Annotated in this window: 22 protein-coding genes and 1 other annotated feature; of the genes, 14 read left to right on the top strand and 8 right to left on the bottom strand. The window is 49.6% G+C overall.

Going from position 1 to position 20,947, the window contains the following annotated elements; translation table 11 throughout:
* Positions 1–111: 111 nt before the first annotated feature.
* Entirely contained in the window at positions 112–993 is an 882-nt protein-coding gene (gene htpX / locus ACZRKO_RS08455; protein ID WP_463736756.1) for a protease HtpX, read from the top strand.
* Positions 994–1,077: 84 nt separating this feature from the next.
* Here the strand turns inward: htpX and ACZRKO_RS08450 are convergent, their stop codons facing one another.
* A complete protein-coding gene (locus tag ACZRKO_RS08450; RefSeq protein WP_463736755.1) occupies positions 1,078–2,472 on the bottom strand; it encodes an MFS transporter in 1,395 nt (464 codons plus the stop codon).
* Between the two features lie 238 nt (positions 2,473–2,710).
* On the opposite strand from ACZRKO_RS08450, the gene kdgR reads away from it, so the two are divergent.
* Complete coding sequence (gene kdgR / locus ACZRKO_RS08445) at positions 2,711–3,502, top strand: DNA-binding transcriptional regulator KdgR (protein WP_463736754.1); 792 nt, start codon at positions 2,711–2,713, stop codon at positions 3,500–3,502.
* An 82-nt stretch (positions 3,503–3,584) separates the two neighbouring features.
* Here the strand turns inward: kdgR and ACZRKO_RS08440 are convergent, their stop codons facing one another.
* The 4 genes from ACZRKO_RS08440 to kduI all read right to left on the bottom strand — a co-directional run bounded on the left by ACZRKO_RS08440 (position 3,585) and on the right by kduI (position 7,534).
* Positions 3,585–4,976: an L-cystine transporter gene (locus ACZRKO_RS08440; RefSeq protein ID WP_463736753.1), complete on the bottom strand. Its 1,392-nt coding sequence runs from the start codon at positions 4,974–4,976 to the stop codon at positions 3,585–3,587.
* A gap of 197 nt (positions 4,977–5,173) precedes the next feature.
* Positions 5,174–5,731, bottom strand: a complete 558-nt coding sequence (locus ACZRKO_RS08435) for a metal-dependent hydrolase (RefSeq protein WP_463736752.1) — start codon at positions 5,729–5,731, stop codon at positions 5,174–5,176.
* A gap of 147 nt (positions 5,732–5,878) precedes the next feature.
* Positions 5,879–6,640 carry a 2-dehydro-3-deoxy-D-gluconate 5-dehydrogenase KduD gene (kduD, locus tag ACZRKO_RS08430; protein WP_463736751.1) on the bottom strand — a complete coding sequence of 254 codons (762 nt, stop codon included), beginning with the start codon at positions 6,638–6,640 and terminating at the stop codon, positions 5,879–5,881.
* Between the two features lie 57 nt (positions 6,641–6,697).
* Positions 6,698–7,534: a 5-dehydro-4-deoxy-D-glucuronate isomerase gene (kduI, locus tag ACZRKO_RS08425; RefSeq protein WP_463736750.1), complete on the bottom strand. Its 837-nt coding sequence runs from the start codon at positions 7,532–7,534 to the stop codon at positions 6,698–6,700.
* A 308-nt stretch (positions 7,535–7,842) separates the two neighbouring features.
* On the opposite strand from kduI, the gene ACZRKO_RS08420 reads away from it, so the two are divergent.
* Positions 7,843–8,175 (top strand): cupin domain-containing protein, encoded by a 333-nt coding sequence (locus ACZRKO_RS08420; RefSeq protein ID WP_463736749.1) that lies wholly within the window; start codon positions 7,843–7,845, stop codon positions 8,173–8,175.
* A 60-nt stretch (positions 8,176–8,235) separates the two neighbouring features.
* Here ACZRKO_RS08420 and hxpB read toward each other — a convergent pair whose 3' ends face one another.
* On the bottom strand, positions 8,236–8,901 hold the full coding sequence (gene hxpB, locus ACZRKO_RS08415) for a hexitol phosphatase HxpB (RefSeq protein WP_463736748.1): 666 nt from the start codon (positions 8,899–8,901) through the stop codon (positions 8,236–8,238).
* Positions 8,902–9,091: 190 nt separating this feature from the next.
* Here hxpB and ACZRKO_RS08410 point away from each other — a divergent pair, with 190 nt between their 5' ends.
* Positions 9,092–9,640: a YniB family protein gene (locus ACZRKO_RS08410; protein WP_463736747.1), complete on the top strand. Its 549-nt coding sequence runs from the start codon at positions 9,092–9,094 to the stop codon at positions 9,638–9,640.
* A 77-nt stretch (positions 9,641–9,717) separates the two neighbouring features.
* On the opposite strand, the gene ACZRKO_RS08405 is transcribed toward ACZRKO_RS08410, so the two are convergent.
* On the bottom strand, positions 9,718–10,587 hold the full coding sequence (locus ACZRKO_RS08405; protein ID WP_463736746.1) for a fructosamine kinase family protein: 870 nt from the start codon (positions 10,585–10,587) through the stop codon (positions 9,718–9,720).
* Positions 10,588–10,910: 323 nt separating this feature from the next.
* Here ACZRKO_RS08405 and ACZRKO_RS08400 point away from each other — a divergent pair, with 323 nt between their 5' ends.
* Positions 10,911–11,543 (top strand): transglycosylase SLT domain-containing protein, encoded by a 633-nt coding sequence (locus ACZRKO_RS08400; protein ID WP_463737510.1) that lies wholly within the window; start codon positions 10,911–10,913, stop codon positions 11,541–11,543.
* Between the two features lie 31 nt (positions 11,544–11,574).
* Here the strand turns inward: ACZRKO_RS08400 and ACZRKO_RS08395 are convergent, their stop codons facing one another.
* Entirely contained in the window at positions 11,575–12,258 is a 684-nt protein-coding gene (locus tag ACZRKO_RS08395; RefSeq protein WP_463736745.1) for a MarC family NAAT transporter, read from the bottom strand.
* A 289-nt stretch (positions 12,259–12,547) separates the two neighbouring features.
* Here ACZRKO_RS08395 and thrS point away from each other — a divergent pair, with 289 nt between their 5' ends.
* From thrS to ACZRKO_RS08350, 9 genes are all read left to right on the top strand, one after another.
* Complete coding sequence (gene thrS, locus ACZRKO_RS08390; protein ID WP_463736744.1) at positions 12,548–14,476, top strand: threonine--tRNA ligase; 1,929 nt, start codon at positions 12,548–12,550, stop codon at positions 14,474–14,476.
* A 3-nt stretch (positions 14,477–14,479) separates the two neighbouring features.
* Positions 14,480–15,031: a translation initiation factor IF-3 gene (gene infC / locus ACZRKO_RS08385; RefSeq protein ID WP_013576136.1), complete on the top strand. Its 552-nt coding sequence runs from the start codon at positions 14,480–14,482 to the stop codon at positions 15,029–15,031.
* A 96-nt stretch (positions 15,032–15,127) separates the two neighbouring features.
* Positions 15,128–15,325, top strand: coding sequence for a 50S ribosomal protein L35 (gene rpmI / locus ACZRKO_RS08380; protein ID WP_463736743.1), 198 nt, complete (start codon positions 15,128–15,130; stop codon positions 15,323–15,325).
* Between the two features lie 40 nt (positions 15,326–15,365).
* Positions 15,366–15,722: a 50S ribosomal protein L20 gene (rplT, locus tag ACZRKO_RS08375; RefSeq protein WP_034791189.1), complete on the top strand. Its 357-nt coding sequence runs from the start codon at positions 15,366–15,368 to the stop codon at positions 15,720–15,722.
* Between the two features lie 119 nt (positions 15,723–15,841).
* Positions 15,842–15,966: a sequence feature (Phe leader region), on the top strand.
* On the top strand, positions 15,847–15,891 hold the full coding sequence (gene pheM / locus ACZRKO_RS08370; protein ID WP_106120997.1) for a pheST operon leader peptide PheM: 45 nt from the start codon (positions 15,847–15,849) through the stop codon (positions 15,889–15,891). (Overlaps the previous feature by 45 nt.)
* A 99-nt stretch (positions 15,967–16,065) precedes the next feature.
* On the top strand, positions 16,066–17,049 hold the full coding sequence (pheS, locus tag ACZRKO_RS08365) for a phenylalanine--tRNA ligase subunit alpha (RefSeq protein WP_463736742.1): 984 nt from the start codon (positions 16,066–16,068) through the stop codon (positions 17,047–17,049).
* 14 nt (positions 17,050–17,063) lie between these two features.
* On the top strand, positions 17,064–19,451 hold the full coding sequence (gene pheT, locus ACZRKO_RS08360; RefSeq protein ID WP_463736741.1) for a phenylalanine--tRNA ligase subunit beta: 2,388 nt from the start codon (positions 17,064–17,066) through the stop codon (positions 19,449–19,451).
* A gap of 4 nt (positions 19,452–19,455) precedes the next feature.
* Positions 19,456–19,752, top strand: a complete 297-nt coding sequence (ihfA, locus tag ACZRKO_RS08355; protein WP_004717732.1) for an integration host factor subunit alpha — start codon at positions 19,456–19,458, stop codon at positions 19,750–19,752.
* 723 nt (positions 19,753–20,475) lie between these two features.
* Complete coding sequence (locus ACZRKO_RS08350; RefSeq protein WP_463736740.1) at positions 20,476–20,880, top strand: DUF2502 domain-containing protein; 405 nt, start codon at positions 20,476–20,478, stop codon at positions 20,878–20,880.
* The last annotated feature ends 67 nt before the right edge of the window (positions 20,881–20,947 follow it).

The raw sequence follows: 20,947 nt of genomic DNA, 5'->3' as shown, positions 1-20,947 counted from the left end.
GGCAGGCTCTTGAATCTGTTGTATTAGCCCATAGGATCTATGTCGGCTTGGGAATATTTCTGGCCTCTGCATTGCACAACGTTGAATCAACAATGAGGAAGTGAAAATTTTATGATGCGTATAGGGTTGTTCCTGATAACTAACCTGGCGGTCATGCTTATCTTTGGTCTGGTACTGAGCCTGACCGGCATTCAGTCGAGCAGTGTGCAAGGGCTGATGATCATGGCTGGCCTGTTCGGTTTCGGTGGCGCCTTCGTATCCTTACTGATGTCTAAATGGATGGCGCTGCGTTCGGTCGGTGGCGAAGTCATCGAGCAACCACGTAATGAAACGGAGCGCTGGTTGGTTGAGACGGTTCGCCGTCAGTCCAAACAGGCAGGCATTGCCATGCCGCAGGTTGCGATTTACCACGCGCCTGATATTAACGCATTTGCAACTGGCGCACGCCGTGATGCATCGCTTGTGGCGGTAAGTACCGGCCTGCTGCAAAGCATGAGCCAGGACGAAGCTGAGGCGGTTATCGCCCATGAAATCAGCCATATTGCCAACGGTGATATGGTCACAATGACGCTGATCCAGGGGGTCGTGAACACCTTTGTGATCTTTATCTCCCGCCTGATCGCTCAGGTTGCGTCAGGCTTCCTTTCCGGCAACCGTGACGGCGAGGAAAGCAACGGTGGTAACCCGATGATTTACTTCGCGGTGGCAACCGTACTGGAGTTGGTCTTCGGTATTCTGGCGAGTATTATCACTATGTGGTTCTCGCGCCATCGTGAATTCTATGCCGATGCCGGTTCAGCCAAACTGGTTGGGCGTGAGAAAATGATTGCTGCGTTGCAGCGTCTGAAGACCAGTCATGAGCCGCAGGAAGCGGGCAGCATGATGGCCTTCTGCATTAACGGTAAGTCGAAGTCATTCAGCGAACTGTTTATGTCGCACCCGCCTCTGGATAAGCGTATCGAAGCGCTTCGCAGCGGACAGTATTTGAAGTAATCCTCAGTGACGTGATTTAAAAACGAAAAACCCGGCAGCGATGCCGGGTTTTTTTATGTGCAAAATTCAAGGTGAAGCTTTGCTTCAGGATTTGTCAGCCGCCTCTTTCTGGCTGGCGGTCTGCTGAGTCATACGCATGAAACTCACTATTGCACCGCCGCCTGCCAGCGTGCCGGCCAGAATCAGTGAGGCGTGGGTCCCATGCTCAGGGAACAGGTTAAACATAAGCGCGACCATAGCCGCCCCGGTGGTCTGGCCTAGTAGCCGGGCCGTACCCAGCAGGCCGCTGGCGCCACCGCTACGGTTACGCGGTGCGGCAGTGATAATAGTATGGTTGTTGGGGGACTGGAAAAGACCAAAACCTGCGCCGCACAGCAACATTCGCCAGATGATATTCAGATTTGACGGATCCTGTGGCAACAGTGAGAGCGAATAAAGCCCGAACGAAAATACAATCAGACCAATCCCACCGAGCATTCCCGGATGGTAACGCTCCACCAGACGGCCGGCGATAGGTGCCATCACCATCGTAGCCAGTGGCCACGGGGTAAGCAGCAGACCGGTTGAAACGGAATCCAGTCCCAGCGTATTCTGCAAAAAGAACGGCAGTGACACGAATGCCAGCATTTGCGCACTGAAGGAGCACAGTGAGGTACCCAGTGACATGGCGAAAATGGGAATTCGTAACAAGTCTACCGGTAACAGAGGGAAGGGACGTGACAACTGACGGCGCACAAAGAACCAACCAATGATCAGCAGTGCGACCACTTCACCGAGAATAAGCATCCGGTTCTGACCTTGTGCAAATCCACTGATCGCGATGATCAGCAGTCCGAATGTCAGAGCGTTCATCACACTGCTGGTGAAGTCGAATTTCTGTCCCTGACTCTTGTTGCTGTTGGCCGGTAGAAATTTTAAGCCCAGCGCCAGTGCCGCCAGACCAATCGGCAGGTTGATGGCAAACAGCCATTGCCATGACGCAAAGGAAAGTATCCCCGCTGCCACGGTGGGACCTGCCGCTGAAGAGACCGCCACGATCAGCGCATTTATGCCCATTCCCCGCCCGAGAAACCTCTGCGGGTAGATGATGCGTATCAGCGCGGTATTGACGCTCATGATCGCCGCTGCGCCAAATCCTTGCAAGATACGAGCGATAGTTAACGTGGTCAGTGAGTCCGAGAGGGCGCAAAAAAGCGATGTAATACTGAAGACCAGTAAGCCAGTCTGGTAAATACGTCGGTAACCGAAAATGTCCCCGAGCGATGCCAGTGAGAGCAGCGATATAGTGATCGCCAGCTGGTAGGCGTTGACTACCCATATTGATGAGGCAGGGCTGGCATTCAGATCTCTGGCGATGGTAGGTAAGGCCACGTTGGCTATCGCACCATCGAGCACTGAAACGGTAATGCCGAGAGCGATCGCGAGGATTGCTCCGTAGCGCTGCGGAACAGGAAGTCCGTCATTTGGCGTGAGAGTCATGAATGTGTGTCGGCATTGAGGTAATCAGAAGTAGGGATATTATCACGCGAGTAACTAAAAGGTGACAACCGTGATTATTGAGAATTACTTTTAATATTGTAAGGAAAATTATTAATAAGCTGAGGTTCCGCTCAGGGTCTCCGGCTGGAGATTGCGTATGCGGAATGCTTGCCAGTATAATGAAAACTGCGTTCTATTTTTTTTGAAACAAAACTTAAGCGGGCAGGTAAGAGAGACTATGGCTATCGCAGATCTTGATAAACAACCGGATTCCGTTTCCTCCGTCATGAAGGTATTTGGCATTTTACAGGCCCTTGGCGAGGAGCGTGAGATAGGGATCACCGAGCTTTCACAACGCGTAATGATGTCAAAAAGTACGGTTTACCGTTTTCTTCAGACAATGAAATCATTAGGTTATGTGGCGCAGGAAGGCGAGTCGGAAAAATACTCACTGACGCTGAAATTGTTCGAGCTTGGGGCTAAAGCCTTACAAAATGTTGATTTGATCCGAAGTGCAGATATCCAGATGCGCGAACTTTCGCGTCTGACCCGCGAGACAATACATCTTGGTGCGCTGGATGAAGACGGTATCGTCTATATTCACAAAATCGACTCTATGTATAACCTGCGTATGCACTCGCGTATTGGGCGCCGTAACCCGCTACACAGTACCGCAATTGGTAAAGTGCTAATGGCCTGGGGCGACAGCAGTGAAGTAGATTCACTGCTGTCAGAAATGGAGTTTACCCGCAGCACCGATAACACGATTCTGAGTGCAGAAGCGCTGCGTGCGGCACTGGAAATCGTGCGTGAGCAGGGATTTGGAGAAGATATTGAAGAACAGGAGCAAGGCTTGCGCTGTATCGCTGTGCCCGTGTTTGACCGTTTCGGAGTGGTGACTGCGGGGCTGAGTATCTCTTTCCCTACTATCCGCTTCTCGCAAGAGAGCAAAAGTGAATATGTGCGCATGCTGCACACGGCTGCGCGTAACATTTCCCAGCAGCTTGGTTACCACGGTTATCCGTTCTGATTTTTGTCTGATGATGAGCACAAAAAAACCGAAGCCAGGGCTTCGGTTTTTTATATCACTCAGTTAACCGGAAAAAGGGGGACTAACGATGTGCCAGTTCAGCACTCTCTTCTACATCCATCACTGATTTATCAGTCTGTTTCAGCAACTGGCTGGTAATGGTCCCTGCGGTCATTGATCCGCTGACGTTAAGCGCAGTACGGCCCATATCAATCAGTGGTTCAACTGAGATAAGCAAGGCAACCAGAGTTACCGGCAGGCCCATCGCAGGGAGCACAATCAGCGCAGCGAAGGTTGCACCGCCACCCACACCCGCCACACCCGCAGAGCTCAGGGTAACAATACCAACCAGCGTGGCAATCCACATTGGGTCAAACGGGTTGATGCCCACCGTTGGCGCAACCATCACGGCTAACATAGTCGGATAGAGACCCGCACACCCGTTTTGGCCGATAGTGGCACCGAAGGAGGCGGAGAAGCTGGCGATGGATTCAGGAATACCGAGACGACGAGTCTGCGCTTCCACGCTCAGCGGAATGGTTGCAGCACTGGAGCGGCTGGTGAACGCGAAGGTCAGGACCGGCCAGACTTTGCGGAAGAACTTCGCCGGATTCACACCGGTGAAAGACAGCAACAGCGCATGGACGACAAACATGATCGCCAGACCGAGGTAGGAAGCCACCACGAAACTGCCGAGCTTGACGATATCCTGTACGTTGGAACCTGCAACGACTTTGGTCATCAGCGCCAGCACGCCGTATGGAGTCAGCTTCATGACCAGACGCACCAGTTTCATCACCCATGCTTGCAGGGTATCGATGAAGACCAGAACGCGAGGGCCTTTTTCCTGATCGTCTTTAACCAGTTGCAGGGCAGCAACGCCGACAAACGCGGCAAAAATCACTACGCTGATAATTGACGTTGGGCTTGCACCAGTCAAATCAGCAAACGGATTTTTTGGAATAAAGGAAAGAATCAGCTGTGGCATGGTCAGATCGGCCACTTTACCCACATAGGTGCTTTGCAACGCAGAAAGACGCGCTGTTTCCTGAGCACCCTGAACCAGACCGTCCGCCGTCAGGCCGAACAAACCGGTTACGAAAACACCGACCAGTGCTGCAATCATCGTGGTGAACAGCAGGGTACCGATGGTAAAAAAACTGATTTTACCCAGCGAAGACGCGTTATGTAACTTCGCGACCGCGCTCAAAATAGAAACGAATACCAGCGGCATGACAATCATCTGCAACAGCTGTACATAACCGTTACCGACAATATTGAACCAGGTAATGGAGGTCTTGAGGACCGCATTATCAGACCCATAGATCAACTGCAGTGCCAGGCCAAATACGACACCCATCACCAGACCGACTAAGACTTTTTTTGCCAAACTCCACTGCTTGTGGCGAGTTTGCGCCAACAGCAAAAGGAGGGCAACGAAGACCACTACGTTAATCACGAGCGGAAGATTCATACCCAGATCTCCAAATTTTTCATTATTTCGTTATGTATTGCTTACCGGTGTTCTCAGCGAGGAGTGCACCATCCCGTAGCGTTGGGCGACAGAATATCAGGTCATTGCAGTCAATTATTATATTCAAAAGGAATGGTTTATAACTTTTTGGATTTTTTGTATGAAATAAGAACGATATGGTCGATATTTCGTCATAATTAAGTGATCAGGTTCAAAATTCTGCTGAAAGACTCCGGCTTGATTGCACTAATAATGGGCGTCCAGTTGGGCCAGAACAGGGTAAACGCGACCAATGCCAGACACAACGTCCGCTCAAGCTGGTTGCCTTTTTGACTGTTAATCAGTGGCAATCGAAAACGCCACCGGCATGGCCACAGCAAGGGAACGCCGGCAGGTGTGAGCATATCCGCCAGAATATGACTCAGGTAACCGATAATCATCGCGTGCAGGGCATCAATGGGGATAACCCAGTTGTGAGGGAAATGCGTGCGCAGTAAAAAGATACTGGCAATCACCGCCAGCAAACTGTGGGTGAAGCCGCGGTGACCGAACATACGGGCAATCGGCGCTGAAACCCATTTCAGACGCTGGCCTATCAAAGATTTAGGATGGTCAATATCAGGTAGCAGTGAAGTCAGCATCGACGCCGGGATAATATGCCACCAGTCGCCATGTGCCAGCTCCGGTGAGAGCTGTGCTTTTTTTGCGAACACCGCGCAGGCGATAGAGAATATGAGATGGCCTTCCGCCGTCATGAGACTTCCGAACTGAATAACTGTTATTTTATCCAGTATATGTGAAAGTGTCACAATCAGGGAAGTGTTACGCTGTAACTAATTGTCAACAGATTGATAAAATTGCTAAAAAGCGCAAAATTTGCGCCTTTTCAGAGCAAAAAATTGTTATCGCGCCAGCCAGCCGCCGTCTACTGCCACGGTATAGCCGTTGATGTAGTCAGAGGCTTTTGATGCGAGGAACACCACCGGCCCCATGACATCTTCCGGCAAGCCCCATCGCCCGGCAGGAATGCGTTCGAGGATCTCTTTACTTCGGTCTTCGTCTGAACGCAGTTGCTCGGTATTGTTGGTCGCCATGTATCCCGGTGCAATGGCATTGACGTTGATATTGTGTTTAGCCCATTCGTTTGCCATCAGACGGGTGACACCCATTACAGCGCTTTTTGACGCGGTGTAAGAAGGAACACGGATGCCGCCCTGATAGGAGAGCATAGAGGCGACATTAATAATTTTGCCGCCTTTACCCTGTTTGATAAATTGACGGGCCACCGCCTGTGACATGAAGAACAGTGTTTTGCTGTTGACGTTCATAACGTCATCCCAGTTTTTCTCGCTGAAGTCGATCGCATCTTCTCGGCGGATGATGCCAGCATTATTGACCAGAATATCGATGTGGCCGAATTCACTGACGGCCATTTCAATCAACTGAGGAATGCCGGCAATGCTGCTGAGATCGGCGCGTAAATCGAGAAAGCGGCGTCCCAGTGCGGTAACACGTTCTACGGTTTCGTCCGGCGCGCTGACGTTGACGCCGACAATATCGCAACCCGCCTGAGCCAGGCCCAGCGCCATTCCCTGACCAAGACCCGTATTACAGCCGGTCACCAGTGCTACTTTTCCTGCTAAATCAAATGCGTTGAGGATCATGATTGTTCTCACTTTTGCAACGGCGCTCCCGCCGTAAAGGAATGTTCTGCGGGTTAATTAGCGCAGTTCGCTGACTTTTACATGGTCCATATCATCAAACACCTGATTCTCGCCTACCATTCCCCAGATAAACGTATAGCGTTTGGTGCCTACGCCAGAATGAATCGACCAGCTTGGTGAAATGACCGCTTGTTCGTTATGGACCAACAGATGACGGGTTTCCTGCGGTTGCCCCATCATGTGGAATACCGCCGTATCATCGTCCATATCGAAATAGAAATAGACTTCCATGCGGCGCTCATGGGTGTGGCACGGCATGGTGTTCCACAGGCTGCCCTGTTCAAGTTTGGTCAGGCCCATGGTGAGCTGGCAGGTCTCCAGTACGTCGGGAACGATGAACTTATTGATAGTGCGGCGATTGCTGGTCGCGGTGTCGCCAATCGTTTGTGGGGACGCTTGCGCTAAGGAGATTTTTTTGTTCGGGAAAGTGGTGTGGGCTGGCGCGCTGTTGTAATAGAACTTGGCCGGTTTGGCGGCATTAAAACTGCTGAATTCAACCTGTCTGGCGCCTTTCCCAACATACAACGCTTCTTCATTCCCAATTTCATACGTGGTGCCGTCAACAACAATCAGTCCCGGCCCGCCTATATTAATCACCCCCAGTTCGCGGCGCTCAAGGAAATAGCTCACCCCCAGCTGCCTACCAACGTCATCCCCGACAAACACTTTGGCATCGACCGGCATCACGCCGCCGACGATGATGCGGTCGATATGGCTATATGTCATGGTATAGGCGTTCTTTTCGAAGATTTTCTCGATGAGGAATTCGCGCCGTAATCCGGCGGTGTCGAGCTGTTTGGCGTGTTCGCTGTGGATGCTTTGACGGACTTGCATGTCTGTGCCTCTCGTGCGTGATCAATGTAACGAAGGGAGGAGTGACCGGAGCGGAGTATGGCGTGCGTGGCAGTAACAGCACCATGTTGATTCCGCTATCCGGCTGCTCCACGTTACATGCAGCATAAAGTCATTGGCATGCCAATTCAATAAAAATGAAATGATGTTTTATTTATTTCATGAGGTGGTTCAAGGTTTATGACATCCGGTGGTGGCAATACAAGACCCTTCGTTAGAATGCAGAAAGAAAGCGCGGCCCTTTGCGGCGCGGTGGGACATTTTTAAGTCATGGGTTGCGGAGAAAAGTCATGAAAACCTTCTTTATAAATGATGAAACTGCCTGGGAAGAGTTAGGTAACGGGATTCGGCGCAAGATAATGACCTGGAGTGATGAGCTGATGATGGTGGCCGTCCAGTTTGATAAAGGCGCAATAGGTGTGGCTCACCTGCATGATATTCATGATCAGATTGCTTATGTTGCTGCTGGCTGTTTTGAAGTGGAAATAGAGGGCGCAAAAAAGGTGCTTAAAACGGGCGATGCTTACCGTGCGGTGAAACATCAGATGCATGGCGTTGTTGCGCTTGAGCAAGACAGCGTACTGATAGATACGTTTTCACCCAAACGCGCTGATTTTCTTTAAACCCTATCTGGTCGCATTCTGTGAGGAAGCATCGGGCGCACCACCGCGCGCCCGATATTATCAGCGTATATACGTGGCCGTAAGCTTTTCCAGCGACGAGAGTTTGACGTCAGCCAACGCCCAGCGCGGATCCTCACTGAACTCATGAGCCGGGACGACAATAGAGCGCATACGCGCGGCTTTCGTCGCAATCATTCCGTTAAAGGAATCTTCCAGCGTCACGCAATTTAACGGGTCAACCTGCAACTGGCCTGCCGCCTGCAAATAGACTTCAGGATGCGGTTTGCTGTAAGGCAGGTGCTCTGCGGAAACACGCACCTGGAAATAGGGAGTTAAATTAAACATTTCTAGCACGGTATCGAGCATGTGCAGAGGTGATGCGGATGCCAGACCAATTTTCAGCCCCTGATCACGGCACAATTCTAGAGCATGTGTCACACCCGGCAGCAGTGGTCTTGTCTGTTCAACCAGTTCAATGGCACGTGCAATAACCTGCTGTGTTACTTCGGCCTGACTTGGCCCCTGCCATGGCATCGCCTGATACCACATTCTTACGACCTGATCGATTCTCAGACCCAGTGTGTCAGGCAATAAATGCCGCTGTGACAGATCCAGCCCCAGGCTGCCAAAAACATCCAGTTCTGCCTGCGTCCATAAGGGTTCAGAATCGATCAGCAGACCATCCATATCAAAAATTGCTGCAGTAACAGGGCGTATATAGGCCATCAGTTATCACTCCGTCGTGTGGGGACCATCACTTTAGCATTCGCCACGACACAGGCGAAAGAGTGAAAATGCACAGCGGCCTGTACGTATTTTGCTGACTTTTTCCCTAAGCCATTAAAACAGTGGGCGGTGTTGAGATTCTGTAGGTAAACTTAGGCGGATAACTGACACGTCCTTACAAGGGGAATTCATGACGTATCAACAAGCCGGGCGCGTTGCGGTACTAAAACGGATCATGGGATGGGTGGTTTTTCTTCCCGCATTATTGTCCACGGGCATTTCGCTGCTTAACTTTGTCTATGAACACAGTAAAGCCCAGCAGGGGATCAATGCGGTGATGCTGGACTTCGTCCACGTGATGGTCGATATGGTGCGTTTTAATACCAATTTTCTGAATATGTTCTGGTACAACTCACCCGTACCGGTGCTTGGACAGGGCGTGACCAGCGCCAATACCATGTTTTTCATCATTTACTGGCTGATCTTCGTCGGGCTGGCGCTTCAGGCTTCTGGGGCAAGAATGTCGCGACAGGTGACGCATATCCGTGAAGGAATTCAGGATCAATTGATTCTTGAGCAGGCAAAAGGCAGTGAAGGCCGGACGAAACAACAAATTGAAGAACGCATTATTTTGCCGCGCCACACTATTTTCGTGCAGTACTTCCCTTTGTATATTCTACCGATTGTACTGGCCGTGATTGCCTATTTCATTTTGAAATTGCTGGGTTTATTTGGCTGAGTTAAGCACCCTGAATACTGTTTTTAATTTATTCCCATCAGACCTGAGCCGAAATAGACTCAGGTTTTTTTACGGGTTTATCCCTCGTCACTGCGTAACAGGCGTTCGACCGCACGTTGCGCGACCACGGAGTGTTGACCGCCGAAAAGATTACTGCGATTGAGTAAATAATAGAGCTGATATATCGGCTGACGCTGGACGAAATCATCAGGAAGGGGAGTCCGGCTTTGATAACCATCATAAATATTGGTCGGGACTTTAGGATATAACGGCAACATGGCCAGATCGCATTCGCGGTCACCCCAATAACAGGCCGGGTCAAAAATCACCGGTCCACTGGTGGCTAATCCACAGTTGTGTGGCCACAAATCGCCGTGCAGTAGAGAAGGGCGTGGCTGGTGGTTATGCAAACGGGCTTCTACCATGGTGGTGATGTCTTCGATATTCCCAAAGTTCATGCCTTTTTCGGCTGCGAGCTGCAACTGCCAGCCAATGCGTTGTTCAGCGAAGAAGGTGGCCCAGCGACGTTGCCAGGTATTGGGCTGAGGAAGCGTGGCCAGTTCGTTATCGAAGTCGAGACCAAACTGCAACTGCTCACTCCATTGATGCAAATCTGAAAGCTGTTGCCCCAGAAGATAGGCATTATGGGCATCCAACGGCTCGAGCGGCATGTATTCCAGTAACAGGAAACTGTAGTCACGATCGCTGCCCACGCCATAAACCTCGGGTACGCGTACCGTCTGGCTATGGGCAAGCAGTGAAAGCTGATCGGCCTCAGCGGAGAAGATGGGTAACATTTCACGTGCGTTGCATTTCACAAAAACGTCTCTGTCGCCGTAACTCAGGCGCCAGGCAGGGTGTATTTCTCCCCCCGGCAGCTCAACGCGTTCGCGGATTTCAGCATTGCCAAGATGTTCACTTAACAGACGATTAACGGCTTGCCACATGGAATCACCCCTTCTGACTGGCCTGATAATTCATTAAGTTAGCGTATTTACCGCTGTAAAAACCTGATCCCGCCCACAGCTAAATCAGGTCATGAGGTAAATATATACAGTTCAGCTCGCATCGCGTCTTGTGTTTGCATCAATGAAAAGTGAAAAAATAAGAATAAGTGAAATGAATGAGCAAATATAACCAGAATTATCTTATCGACTAACTTCTAACATCTTTGTTTCACGGAACATTATTCATCATAGACTAAAAATATATTCAGGTGTGTGAAGAAGATGTATATGCTGGCTTCCGTCAACGTCGCGAGAGGCATAACGTGAAACCAAAAATTCTTTATTTGATGGCCGCGCTTTTATTAGCAGGTTGCGCTAAAGAAACGCCGGTACAACGGACTCATTTTCTGAATCCACCGGCCGCTACCCCGGACACGTCCATGATGCATCAGGGCCCATACGGAAGCGTTATACACCAGGCCGCTAATACCTATGGTGTTGATGAAACACTGGTAAAAGCGATTATTCAGGTTGAATCGGGATTTAATCCCACTGTCGTGAGCAAGTCTAACGCCGTAGGTTTAATGCAGCTCAAAGCGTCAACAGCAGGGCGTGATGCCTACCGTATGAAAGGGCGGAATGGTCAGCCGAGTACCTATGAATTAAAAGATCCTGCAGTGAATATCGATTTAGGCACTGCGTATCTGAGTATGCTGCAACAGCAACTGGCTGGGATCAGTGACCCACAAACGCGGCGTTATGCCACTACCGTGGCCTATGTGAACGGCGCCGGCGCCTTGCTGAGAACCTTCTCCAGTGACAAAACGTATGCCGTGGCTAAAATTAATCAAATGACGCCGGAACAATTCTATAAACACGTGCAGCAAAAACATCCTGCGCCACAAGCGCCTCGTTACTTGTGGAAAGTGAACAACGCTTATCTGGCGATGCGATAAGCCTTGTTCATTCTGTCCGTCAGCGTGCCTCTCAGGCCGCTGGCGGATAGTGTGCAATAATCTCCAGAATTCCGTTAATGCCAAACTGAACGCCCATACAGACCAGTAAGAATCCCATCACACGTGAAATCGCTTCAATCCCGCTTTTCCCGACCAGACGCATAATCGCCCCGGAACTTCTCAGGCAAACCCAAAGAATCAGGCCAATAATCAGAAAAATTAACACCGGCGCGACAGTGATAACCCATGCAGGATAATCCACCCCGTCTTTAATTGCCGATGCGCTGCTGATAATCATCGCAATGGTCCCGGGGCCTGCAGTGCTTGGCATGGCCAGTGGAACAAAGGCGATATTGGGTGAGTCCTGTTTTTTCATCTCCTCGGTTTTATGCTCTACCATGGTTTTCTCTTCAGCATGTGGCTGAGGGAAAAGCATCCGAAAACCGATAAAGGCAACAATCAGACCGCCTGCAATACGCAGCCCCGGAATGGAAATGCCGAAGGTATTCATCACCACCTGACCTGCGTAGTAGGTCACCATCATGATAATAAACACATAAACAGAAGCCATCATCGACTGACGGTTACGCTCCTGCTCGGTCATATTCCCTGATAATCCTAATAACAATGCGACTGTGGTCAGCGGATTTGCCAGCGGCAGCAGGATCACCAATCCTAAGCCGATCGCTTTAAACAAGAGGCCGATTTCAGTCATAAGTTATTATCCATTTAATTACGTCCTTTTAACGTGTGAATGCTGACGGGAATTACACGAAAAATAGCATCAATAAGCAACTCAGGTTGCTGGAAAAGCGCACTTTACGGATGTTACACTGACTGGCGTTTTTTACGTCGCATCTTGAGGCAATGGAATCAGGGCTTCATGGGTGTCTATATTCGGCAAAGTAGAGCTGAATAGCGTAACAAATCGAATGAATTCACACTCAAATATTGTTCTATATGTGCTCTGTCGTGTGGGGCACCACTGTAGATGAGGAATTAAAATGCCTGTTATTACTCTTCCCGATGGAAGCCAGCGTTCGTTTGATGCTCCTGTTTCACCTCTTGATGTCGCCCTTGATATTGGTCCTGGTCTGGCGAAAGCCTGTATCGCAGGGCGCGTTAATGGCGAACTGGTTGATGCAACAGATTTGATCACCGAAGATGCGCAACTCGCGATCATCACCACAAAAGACGAAGCTGGTTTGGAAATATTGCGTCACTCCTGTGCGCATCTGTTAGGCCATGCAATTAAGCAATTGTGGCCGAACACCAAAATGGCCATCGGCCCGGTTATCGACAACGGTTTCTACTACGACGTCGATTTAGATCGCACGCTGACTCAGGAAGACATTGATCTGCTTGAAAAACGCATGCATGAACTGGCTGAAAAGAATTACGACGTTATTAAAAAGAAAGTCAGCTGGCAAGAAGCGCGCGATACTTTTGACAGCCGTGGTGAGCAGTACAAAGTGGCGATTCTGGATGAGAACATCAGTCATGATGACCAGCCAGGTTTGTATCATCACGAAGAATACGTAGATATGTGCCGTGGCCCCCACGTCCCAAATATGCGTTTCTGCCATCATTTCAAACTGCAGAAAACCTCAGGGGCATACTGGCGCGGCGACAGCAAAAATAAAATGCTGCAACGTATCTACGGTACCGCCTGGGCTGAGAAAAAACAGCTGAACTCATACCTGCAACGTCTGGAAGAGGCGGGTAAGCGTGATCACCGTAAAATTGGTAAGCAGTTAGATCTCTACCACATGCAGGAAGAAGCACCAGGTATGGTGTTCTGGCATAACGATGGCTGGACAATCTTCCGTGAGCTGGAAGCCTTTGTGCGCATGAAACTGAAGTCTTATGACTATCAGGAAGTGAAAGGTCCGTTCATGATGGACCGCGTACTGTGGGAAAAAACCGGTCACTGGGACAACTACAAAGAAGCAATGTTTACGACCTCTTCTGAGAACCGTGAATATTGCATCAAGCCGATGAACTGCCCAGGTCACGTGCAGATTTTTAATCAGGGCCTGAAGTCTTACCGTGATTTGCCATTGCGTATGGCTGAATTTGGTAGCTGTCACCGTAATGAGCCTTCTGGCGCATTGCATGGACTGATGCGCGTACGTGGCTTCACTCAGGATGATGCTCACATCTTCTGTACTGAAGAGCAGGTGCGTGACGAAGTTAACAGCTGTATCCGCATGGTTTACGACATGTACAGCACCTTTGGTTTTGAAAAGATTGTGGTTAAGTTATCAACCCGTCCAGAAAAACGCATTGGTACTGACGAAATGTGGACCCGTGCGGAGGATGACCTTGCTGCAGCGCTGACTGAAAATAAAATTGAATTTGAATATCAGCCAGGTGAAGGGGCGTTCTATGGCCCGAAAATTGAATTCACCTTGCATGATTGTTTGGATCGTGCGTGGCAGTGTGGTACCGTGCAACTCGACTTTTCATTACCCGGCCGCCTAAACGCATCTTATATCGGCGAAAGCAACGATCGTCAGGTACCGGTAATGATTCACCGTGCAATTCTGGGTTCAATGGAACGCTTCATCGGTATTCTTACCGAAGAATATGCGGGCTTCTTCCCAACATGGATTGCTCCGGTTCAGGTAGTCGTAATGAATATTACTGACACACAAGCTACCTATGTCGAAGAATTAACTAAAAAACTGCAAGAAGCAGGCATTCGCGTTAAAGCCGACTTGAGAAATGAGAAGATTGGCTTTAAAATTCGCGAACACACGCTGCGTCGTGTTCCTTATATGTTGGTTTGTGGCGATAAAGAGGTAGAAGCGGGCAAAGTTGCCGTTCGTACCCGCCGCGGAAAAGACTTAGGAAGCATGGACGTCAGCGAAGTCGTTGACAAACTGCTCGCGGAGATCCGCAGCAGAAGTCTTCATCAACTGGAGGAATAAAGTATTAAAGGCGGAAAACGAGTTCAACCGGCGCGTCCTAATCGCATTAACAAAGAGATTCGCGCGCAAGAAGTTCGCCTCACCGGCGTCGATGGCGAGCAGATTGGTATTGTCAGTCTGAATGAAGCTCTTGAAAAAGCTGAGGAAGCGGGCGTCGATTTAGTAGAAATCAGTCCGAATGCCGAGCCGCCAGTTTGTCGAATCATGGATTACGGCAAATTCCTCTACGAGAAGAGCAAGTCGACTAAAGAGCAGAAGAAGAAACAAAAAGTTATTCAGGTTAAGGAAATTAAATTCCGACCTGGTACCGATGATGGCGACTATCAGGTCAAACTACGCAACCTGATTCGCTTTCTGGAAGATGGCGATAAAGCCAAGATCACCCTGCGTTTCCGTGGGCGTGAAATGGCGCACCAACAGATCGGTATGGAAGTGCTTAACCGCGTCCGTAAAGACCTGTGTGAAGATTCTGAACTGGCCGTTGTCGAATCCTTCCCTACGAAGATCGAAGGTCGTCAGATGATCATGGTGCTCGCACCTAAGAAGAAACAGTAAGGCTTCCAAGTAACTAACCCCGCACAGTGCTTGCGCTGTGCGGGGTTAGTTCGCCTTTCTGATTCATGTTACTAACAATGCGAAGTGGAATGTAAAATGCCAAAGATCAAAACAGTACGTGGCGCCGCTAAACGCTTTAAGAAAACCGGTAGTGGTGGTTTCAAGCGTAAGCACGCTAACCTGCGTCATATTCTGACCAAAAAAGCTACTAAGCGTAAACGTCATTTGCGTCCTAAAGGCATGGTATCCAAGAACGATTTGGGTCTTGTCATCGCATGTTTGCCGTACGCATAAATACACTTTTTTTAATCAAGAATAATACTCAGGAGAGCATATGGCTCGCGTAAAACGTGGTGTGATTGCACGTGCACGTCACAAGAAAATTTTAAAGCAGGCGAAAGGTTACTACGGTGCCCGTTCGCGCGTATATCGTGTTGCATTCCAGGCTGTTATCAAAGCTGGTCAATACGCCTACCGTGACCGTCGTCAAAAGAAACGTCAGTTCCGTCAGCTGTGGATCGCGCGTATCAACGCAGCAGCTCGTCAGAACGACATGTCTTACAGCAAATTCATTAACGGCTTGAAAAAAGCTTCTATTGAAATTGACCGTAAGATTTTGGCTGATATCGCCGTTTTCGATAAGTTCGCGTTCAGCGCACTGGTAGAAAAAGCGAAAGCAGCACTGGCGTAAGTCAGCTAAGAAAGAGGGAGCTTGCTCCCTCTTTTTTGTTTATAATCAGTCGGATTAGTGGTTTAATTCCCTACTGGTGTCAGCGTTAGCCGATTTCGCATCAAACCAACAAGGTACTGCAAGCATGAATGCTGCTATTTTCCGTTTCTTTTTTTACTTTAGCGCCTGATTCAGGAAGGCTTTCGCGCGTAAGAGAAGAAACGAAAAGTAGCGCCTAAGCCTCCCTCGTGGAGGCTTTTTTGTATCTGTTCTTTATTCGTTAAGGTCCAGGGCCAAAATCGCGCCCCTGATTAATAACAGTTATTTCACATCCGGCCATACAGGCCAGAAGAAGAGGAAAGCAATGCCACATCTCGCAGAACTGGTTGCCAACGCCAAGGCCGCCGTAGAGAGTGCTCAGGATATTGCCACGCTGGATAACGTGCGTGTCGAGTATCTTGGTAAGAAAGGCCACCTGACGCTCCAGATGACGACGCTGCGTGAATTGCCAGCAGAAGAGCGCCCGGCAGCAGGCGCCGTGATCAACGAAGCGAAAACGCAGGTTCAGGATGCCCTGAATGCGCGAAAAAATACGCTGGAGTCAGCCGTGCTGAACGCGCGTCTGGCCGAAGAGACCATTGATGTCTCACTGCCGGGTCGTCGTATCGAAAACGGCGGTTTGCATCCAGTGACCCGCACAATCGATCGCATTGAAACTTTCTTTGGTGAATTAGGTTTTACCGTGGAAACCGGTCCAGAAATTGAAGATGACTACCATAACTTCGATGCGCTGAATATCCCTGGCCACCACCCGGCTCGTGCAGATCACGACACTTTCTGGTTTGATGCTACGCGTTTGCTGCGTACCCAAACCTCTGGCGTGCAGATCCGTACCATGAAAGGGCAACAGCCACCTATCCGTATCATTGCACCTGGCCGTGTTTACCGTAACGACTACGACCAGACGCACACGCCGATGTTCCACCAGATGGAAGGCCTGATTGTTGATAAAGACATCAGCTTCACCAATCTGAAAGGTACGTTGCATGATTTCCTGAACAACTTCTTTGAAGCTGATTTGCAGATCCGGTTCCGTCCTTCCTACTTCCCGTTTACTGAGCCTTCTGCTGAAGTGGATGTTATGGGCAAAAATGGCAAGTGGCTGGAAGTGTTAGGTTGCGGCATGGTGCACCCGAACGTGTTGCGTAACGTCGGCATTGACCCGGAAATTTACTCCGGTTTTGCATTCGGTATGGGAATGGAGCGTCTGACGATGCTGCGTTACGGCGTGACAGACTTGCGTGCATTCTTCGAAAACGATCTGCGTTTCCTCAAACAGTTTAAGTAAGGCGGGAATATCACATGAAATTCAGTGAACTCTGGTTGCGTGAGTGGGTAAACCCAGCCATCAGCAGCGAAGCATTATCTGACCAAATCACCATGGCCGGTCTGGAAGTTGACGGCGTAGAGCCTGTTGCCGGTGCTTTCCACGGCGTCGTCGTCGGTGAAGTTGTCGAGTGCGGTCAGCATCCTAACGCTGACAAACTGCGTGTCACCAAGGTGAACGTGGGTGGCGAACGCCTGCTCGATATCGTCTGCGGGGCACCGAACTGTCGCCAGGGTCTTAAAGTCGCGGTTGCGACCGTAGGCGCCGTACTACCGGGTGATTTTAAAATTAAAGCCGCGAAACTACGTGGTGAACCTTCTGAAGGGATGCTTTGCTCGTTTTCTGAGCTGGGTATTTCCGAAGACCATGACGGCATCATCGAATTATCTGCTGATGCCCCAGTCGGCACCGATATTCGCGAATACCTCAAGCTTGATGACAGCACGATTGAAATCAGCGTAACGCCAAACCGCGCCGATTGCTTGGGTATTATTGGTGTAGCACGAGACGTGGCAGTTTTTTATCAGATGTCGTTAAACGAGCCTGATATGTCGCCAGTCGCCGCCACCATCAGTGATGTCCTGCCTATTGATGTCAAAGCGACAGAAGCCTGCCCACGCTATTTGGGCCGCGTAGTGAAAGGCATCAACGTTAAAGCGGCAACGCCTTTGTGGATGCGTGAAAAGCTGCGTCGTTGTGGCATCCGTTCAATCGATCCGGTTGTAGATATCACCAATTTCGTGCTGCTTGAACTCGGCCAGCCGATGCATGCTTTTGATCTGAACCGTATTCAGGGCGGTATCGTAGTCCGTATGGCGCAGAAAGATGAAGCGCTGACGTTACTTGATGGCACCAAGACTAAGCTCAACGATGACATGCTGGTGATTGCAGACCACGAAAAAGCACTGGCGATGGCTGGTATTTTCGGTGGTGAACACTCGGGTGTGAATATTGAAACGCAGGATGTGCTGCTAGAGTGCGCTTTCTTTAACCCGCTGTCTATTACGGGGCGTGCGCGCCGTCAGGGATTGCATACCGATGCTTCTCACCGTTATGAGCGCGGTGTTGACCCGGCGTTGCAGCACAAAGCGATGGAGCGCGCTACCGCACTGCTGCTGGAGATTTGCGGTGGTGCTGCCGGTCCGGTCATCGACGTGACATCAGAAAAAGATTTGCCAAAAGCAGCCACTATTTCGTTGCGTCGGGAAAAACTGGATCGCCTGATCGGTCACCATGTTAACGATGCACAGGTCACGGACATTCTGACGCGCCTAGGCTGTAAGGTTGAACAGAAAGACGGTGGCTGGACCGCTGTGGCACCAAGCTGGCGTTTCGATATGCAGATCGAAGAAGATCTGGTTGAAGAAGTGGCCCGTGTTTATGGTTACAACAACATTCCGGATGTGCCAGTAAAAGCTAATCTTGAAATGACCAAACACCGCGAAGCCGATTTGTCGCTTAAACGCGTTAAAAATCTACTGGTTGACCGCGGTTTCCAGGAAGCTATCACCTACAGTTTCGTCGACCCAAAAATTCAAAATTTGTTGCACCCAGGTGAAGAAGCGCTAATTTTACCGAGCCCGATTTCTGTTGAAATGTCAGCAATGCGTCTTTCTCTATGGACGGGCTTGCTGACATCCGCGGTTTACAACCAAAACCGCCAGCAGAGCCGCGTGCGTATTTTTGAAAGTGGCCTGCGCTTTGTTCCTGATACTCAAGCGAATCTGGGTATCCGTCAGGACGTCATGCTGTCTGCGGTGATCACTGGCAATAAAAATGAAGAACATTGGGATCTGGCGCGCCAGTCAGTTGACTACTACGATTTGAAAGGTGATCTTGAGGCGATTCTTGAGCTTACCGGCAAATTAGATGATATCCAGTTCAAAACCGAAACGAATCCTGCGCTGCATCCTGGGCAGAGTGCAGCAATTTATTTACGCGGCGAACGTATTGGTTTCATTGGTGTAGTCCATCCTGAGCTGGAACGTAAGCTTGACCTTAACGGTCGTACGGTGGTGTTTGAACTGCTGTGGAATAAGGTCGCAGACCGCGTGCTGCCTGATGCGAAAGCCATTTCGCGCTTCCCGGCAAACCGTCGTGACATCGCTGTTGTGGTTGCTGAAAATGTCCCTGCAGAAGATATTTTGGTAGAGTGTAAGAAAGTTGGCGCAAATCAGGTAGTTGGCGTAAACTTATTTGACGTGTATCGTGGGAAGGGCGTGGCAGAGGGTTATAAAAGCCTGGCTATCAGTCTGGTATTGCAGGATACCGCTCGTACACTGGAAGAAGAAGAGATCGCCGCTACTGTTGCAAAATGTGTAGAGGCTCTAAAGCAGCGATTCCAAGCATCCTTGAGGGATTGAACCTATGGCGCTTACTAAAGCTGAAATGTCAGAACACCTGTTTGAAAAGCTTGGGCTTAGCAAACGGGATGCCAAAGACCTGGTCGAACTGTTCTTCGAAGAAGTGCGTCGCGCTTTGGAGAATGGCGAACAAGTTAAATTGTCTGGTTTTGGCAATTTTGACCTGCGTGACAAAAACCAACGTCCGGGACGTAACCCGAAAACCGGCGAAGATATTCCTATCACGGCGCGCCGTGTGGTGACTTTCCGTCCGGGACAGAAGTTGAAAAGCCGGGTTGAGAATGCCACTCCTAAAGAATAAGTGAGTTGGACAAAAAGGTCGCGAAAGCGGCCTTTTTTTTACCTTCATTCCTAAACCTTTTATATCATTTCGGCATAAATAATAAAGGTATCAATAATCCGCTAATAAAGTGAAAAGATAGTGTTAAGGTGATTGGGTATTCAGGATTAGTCTGATAGATTAAATTGAGTCGCGATGGAATGAGTGGTTTATTGGTCGGAGTGTTTTATATAAATAAAATAAGGGGCCGAAGCCCCTTATCAGCAATATCATTCATAAAGTGGTCGGTTTTTCCTGATGCCAGTCAGAGGAAAACGGAATAAGAAATTAAATGTTTAACTATCAATGCCAGTAGTGTGGATGGCCACCATCATGATAGCCGCCATGGCCGTAGTGGCCAGGGAAGATACAACCACTCAGGCTGACGATAACCAGAGCGACACTTAAGAAAGCGATGATACGACGCATATATATATCCTTCGTGTGATTAAACACATTCAGTATAAATAGAATGGTATCAGGCTGTTGTCAGGCTAGCGTTAAGATATGTTAAGAGCATTATAAGAATTGAATAGTTTCCCCGCATGCCCCTGCTGTTATATTTCAGCGGGGACATATTTGTATTCTTTTTGTAAGCTGTAAGAAAGTTAACCGAAAAACATCTTTTATCTCATGGTCAGCTTTACTTCTGCTTGTTATAAATTTTGTTAAGGACAAGTTTATGAAATAAATAAGGTGGATACTGTGAAAAAATCTCTATTACTGCTTTGTTGTGCACTGGCACTGCCTGTCGTCGCACAGGCAGGTGTGACGGTAGACGTCAACGTACCTGGCGTGTCGGTTCACATCGGAGATCAGGACCAGCGCGGATACTACTGGGATGGTTACGACTGGCGACCGCCGCAGTGGTGGCACGAACATCAGGGGCACCACGTCGGTGATCGCAATAACCATGGTATGTACTGGCGCGGTGACCGCTGGCAGCCTTCACCTCCACCAAAACAATATTATGATCGTGCCCATGAGCAGCCGCCTCACCATCAGCAGCAACATGGTGACCCGCATCATGATAACAACGGGCATCAGGGCGGTTATGATAACCATCAGGGGAACGGGCAGCCGATTCCACCAGACGGTCAACGTCACTAAGTCGGATCCCTTTCCAAAGGCCAGTGCATATGCGCTGGTTTTTTTTATGGGCTTTTGGAAAATTTCG

Source organism: Ewingella sp. C233 (assembly GCF_055407225.1).
Note: the sequence above shows the minus strand (reverse complement) of the source record. Positions and strands in the feature narration are given on the sequence as shown.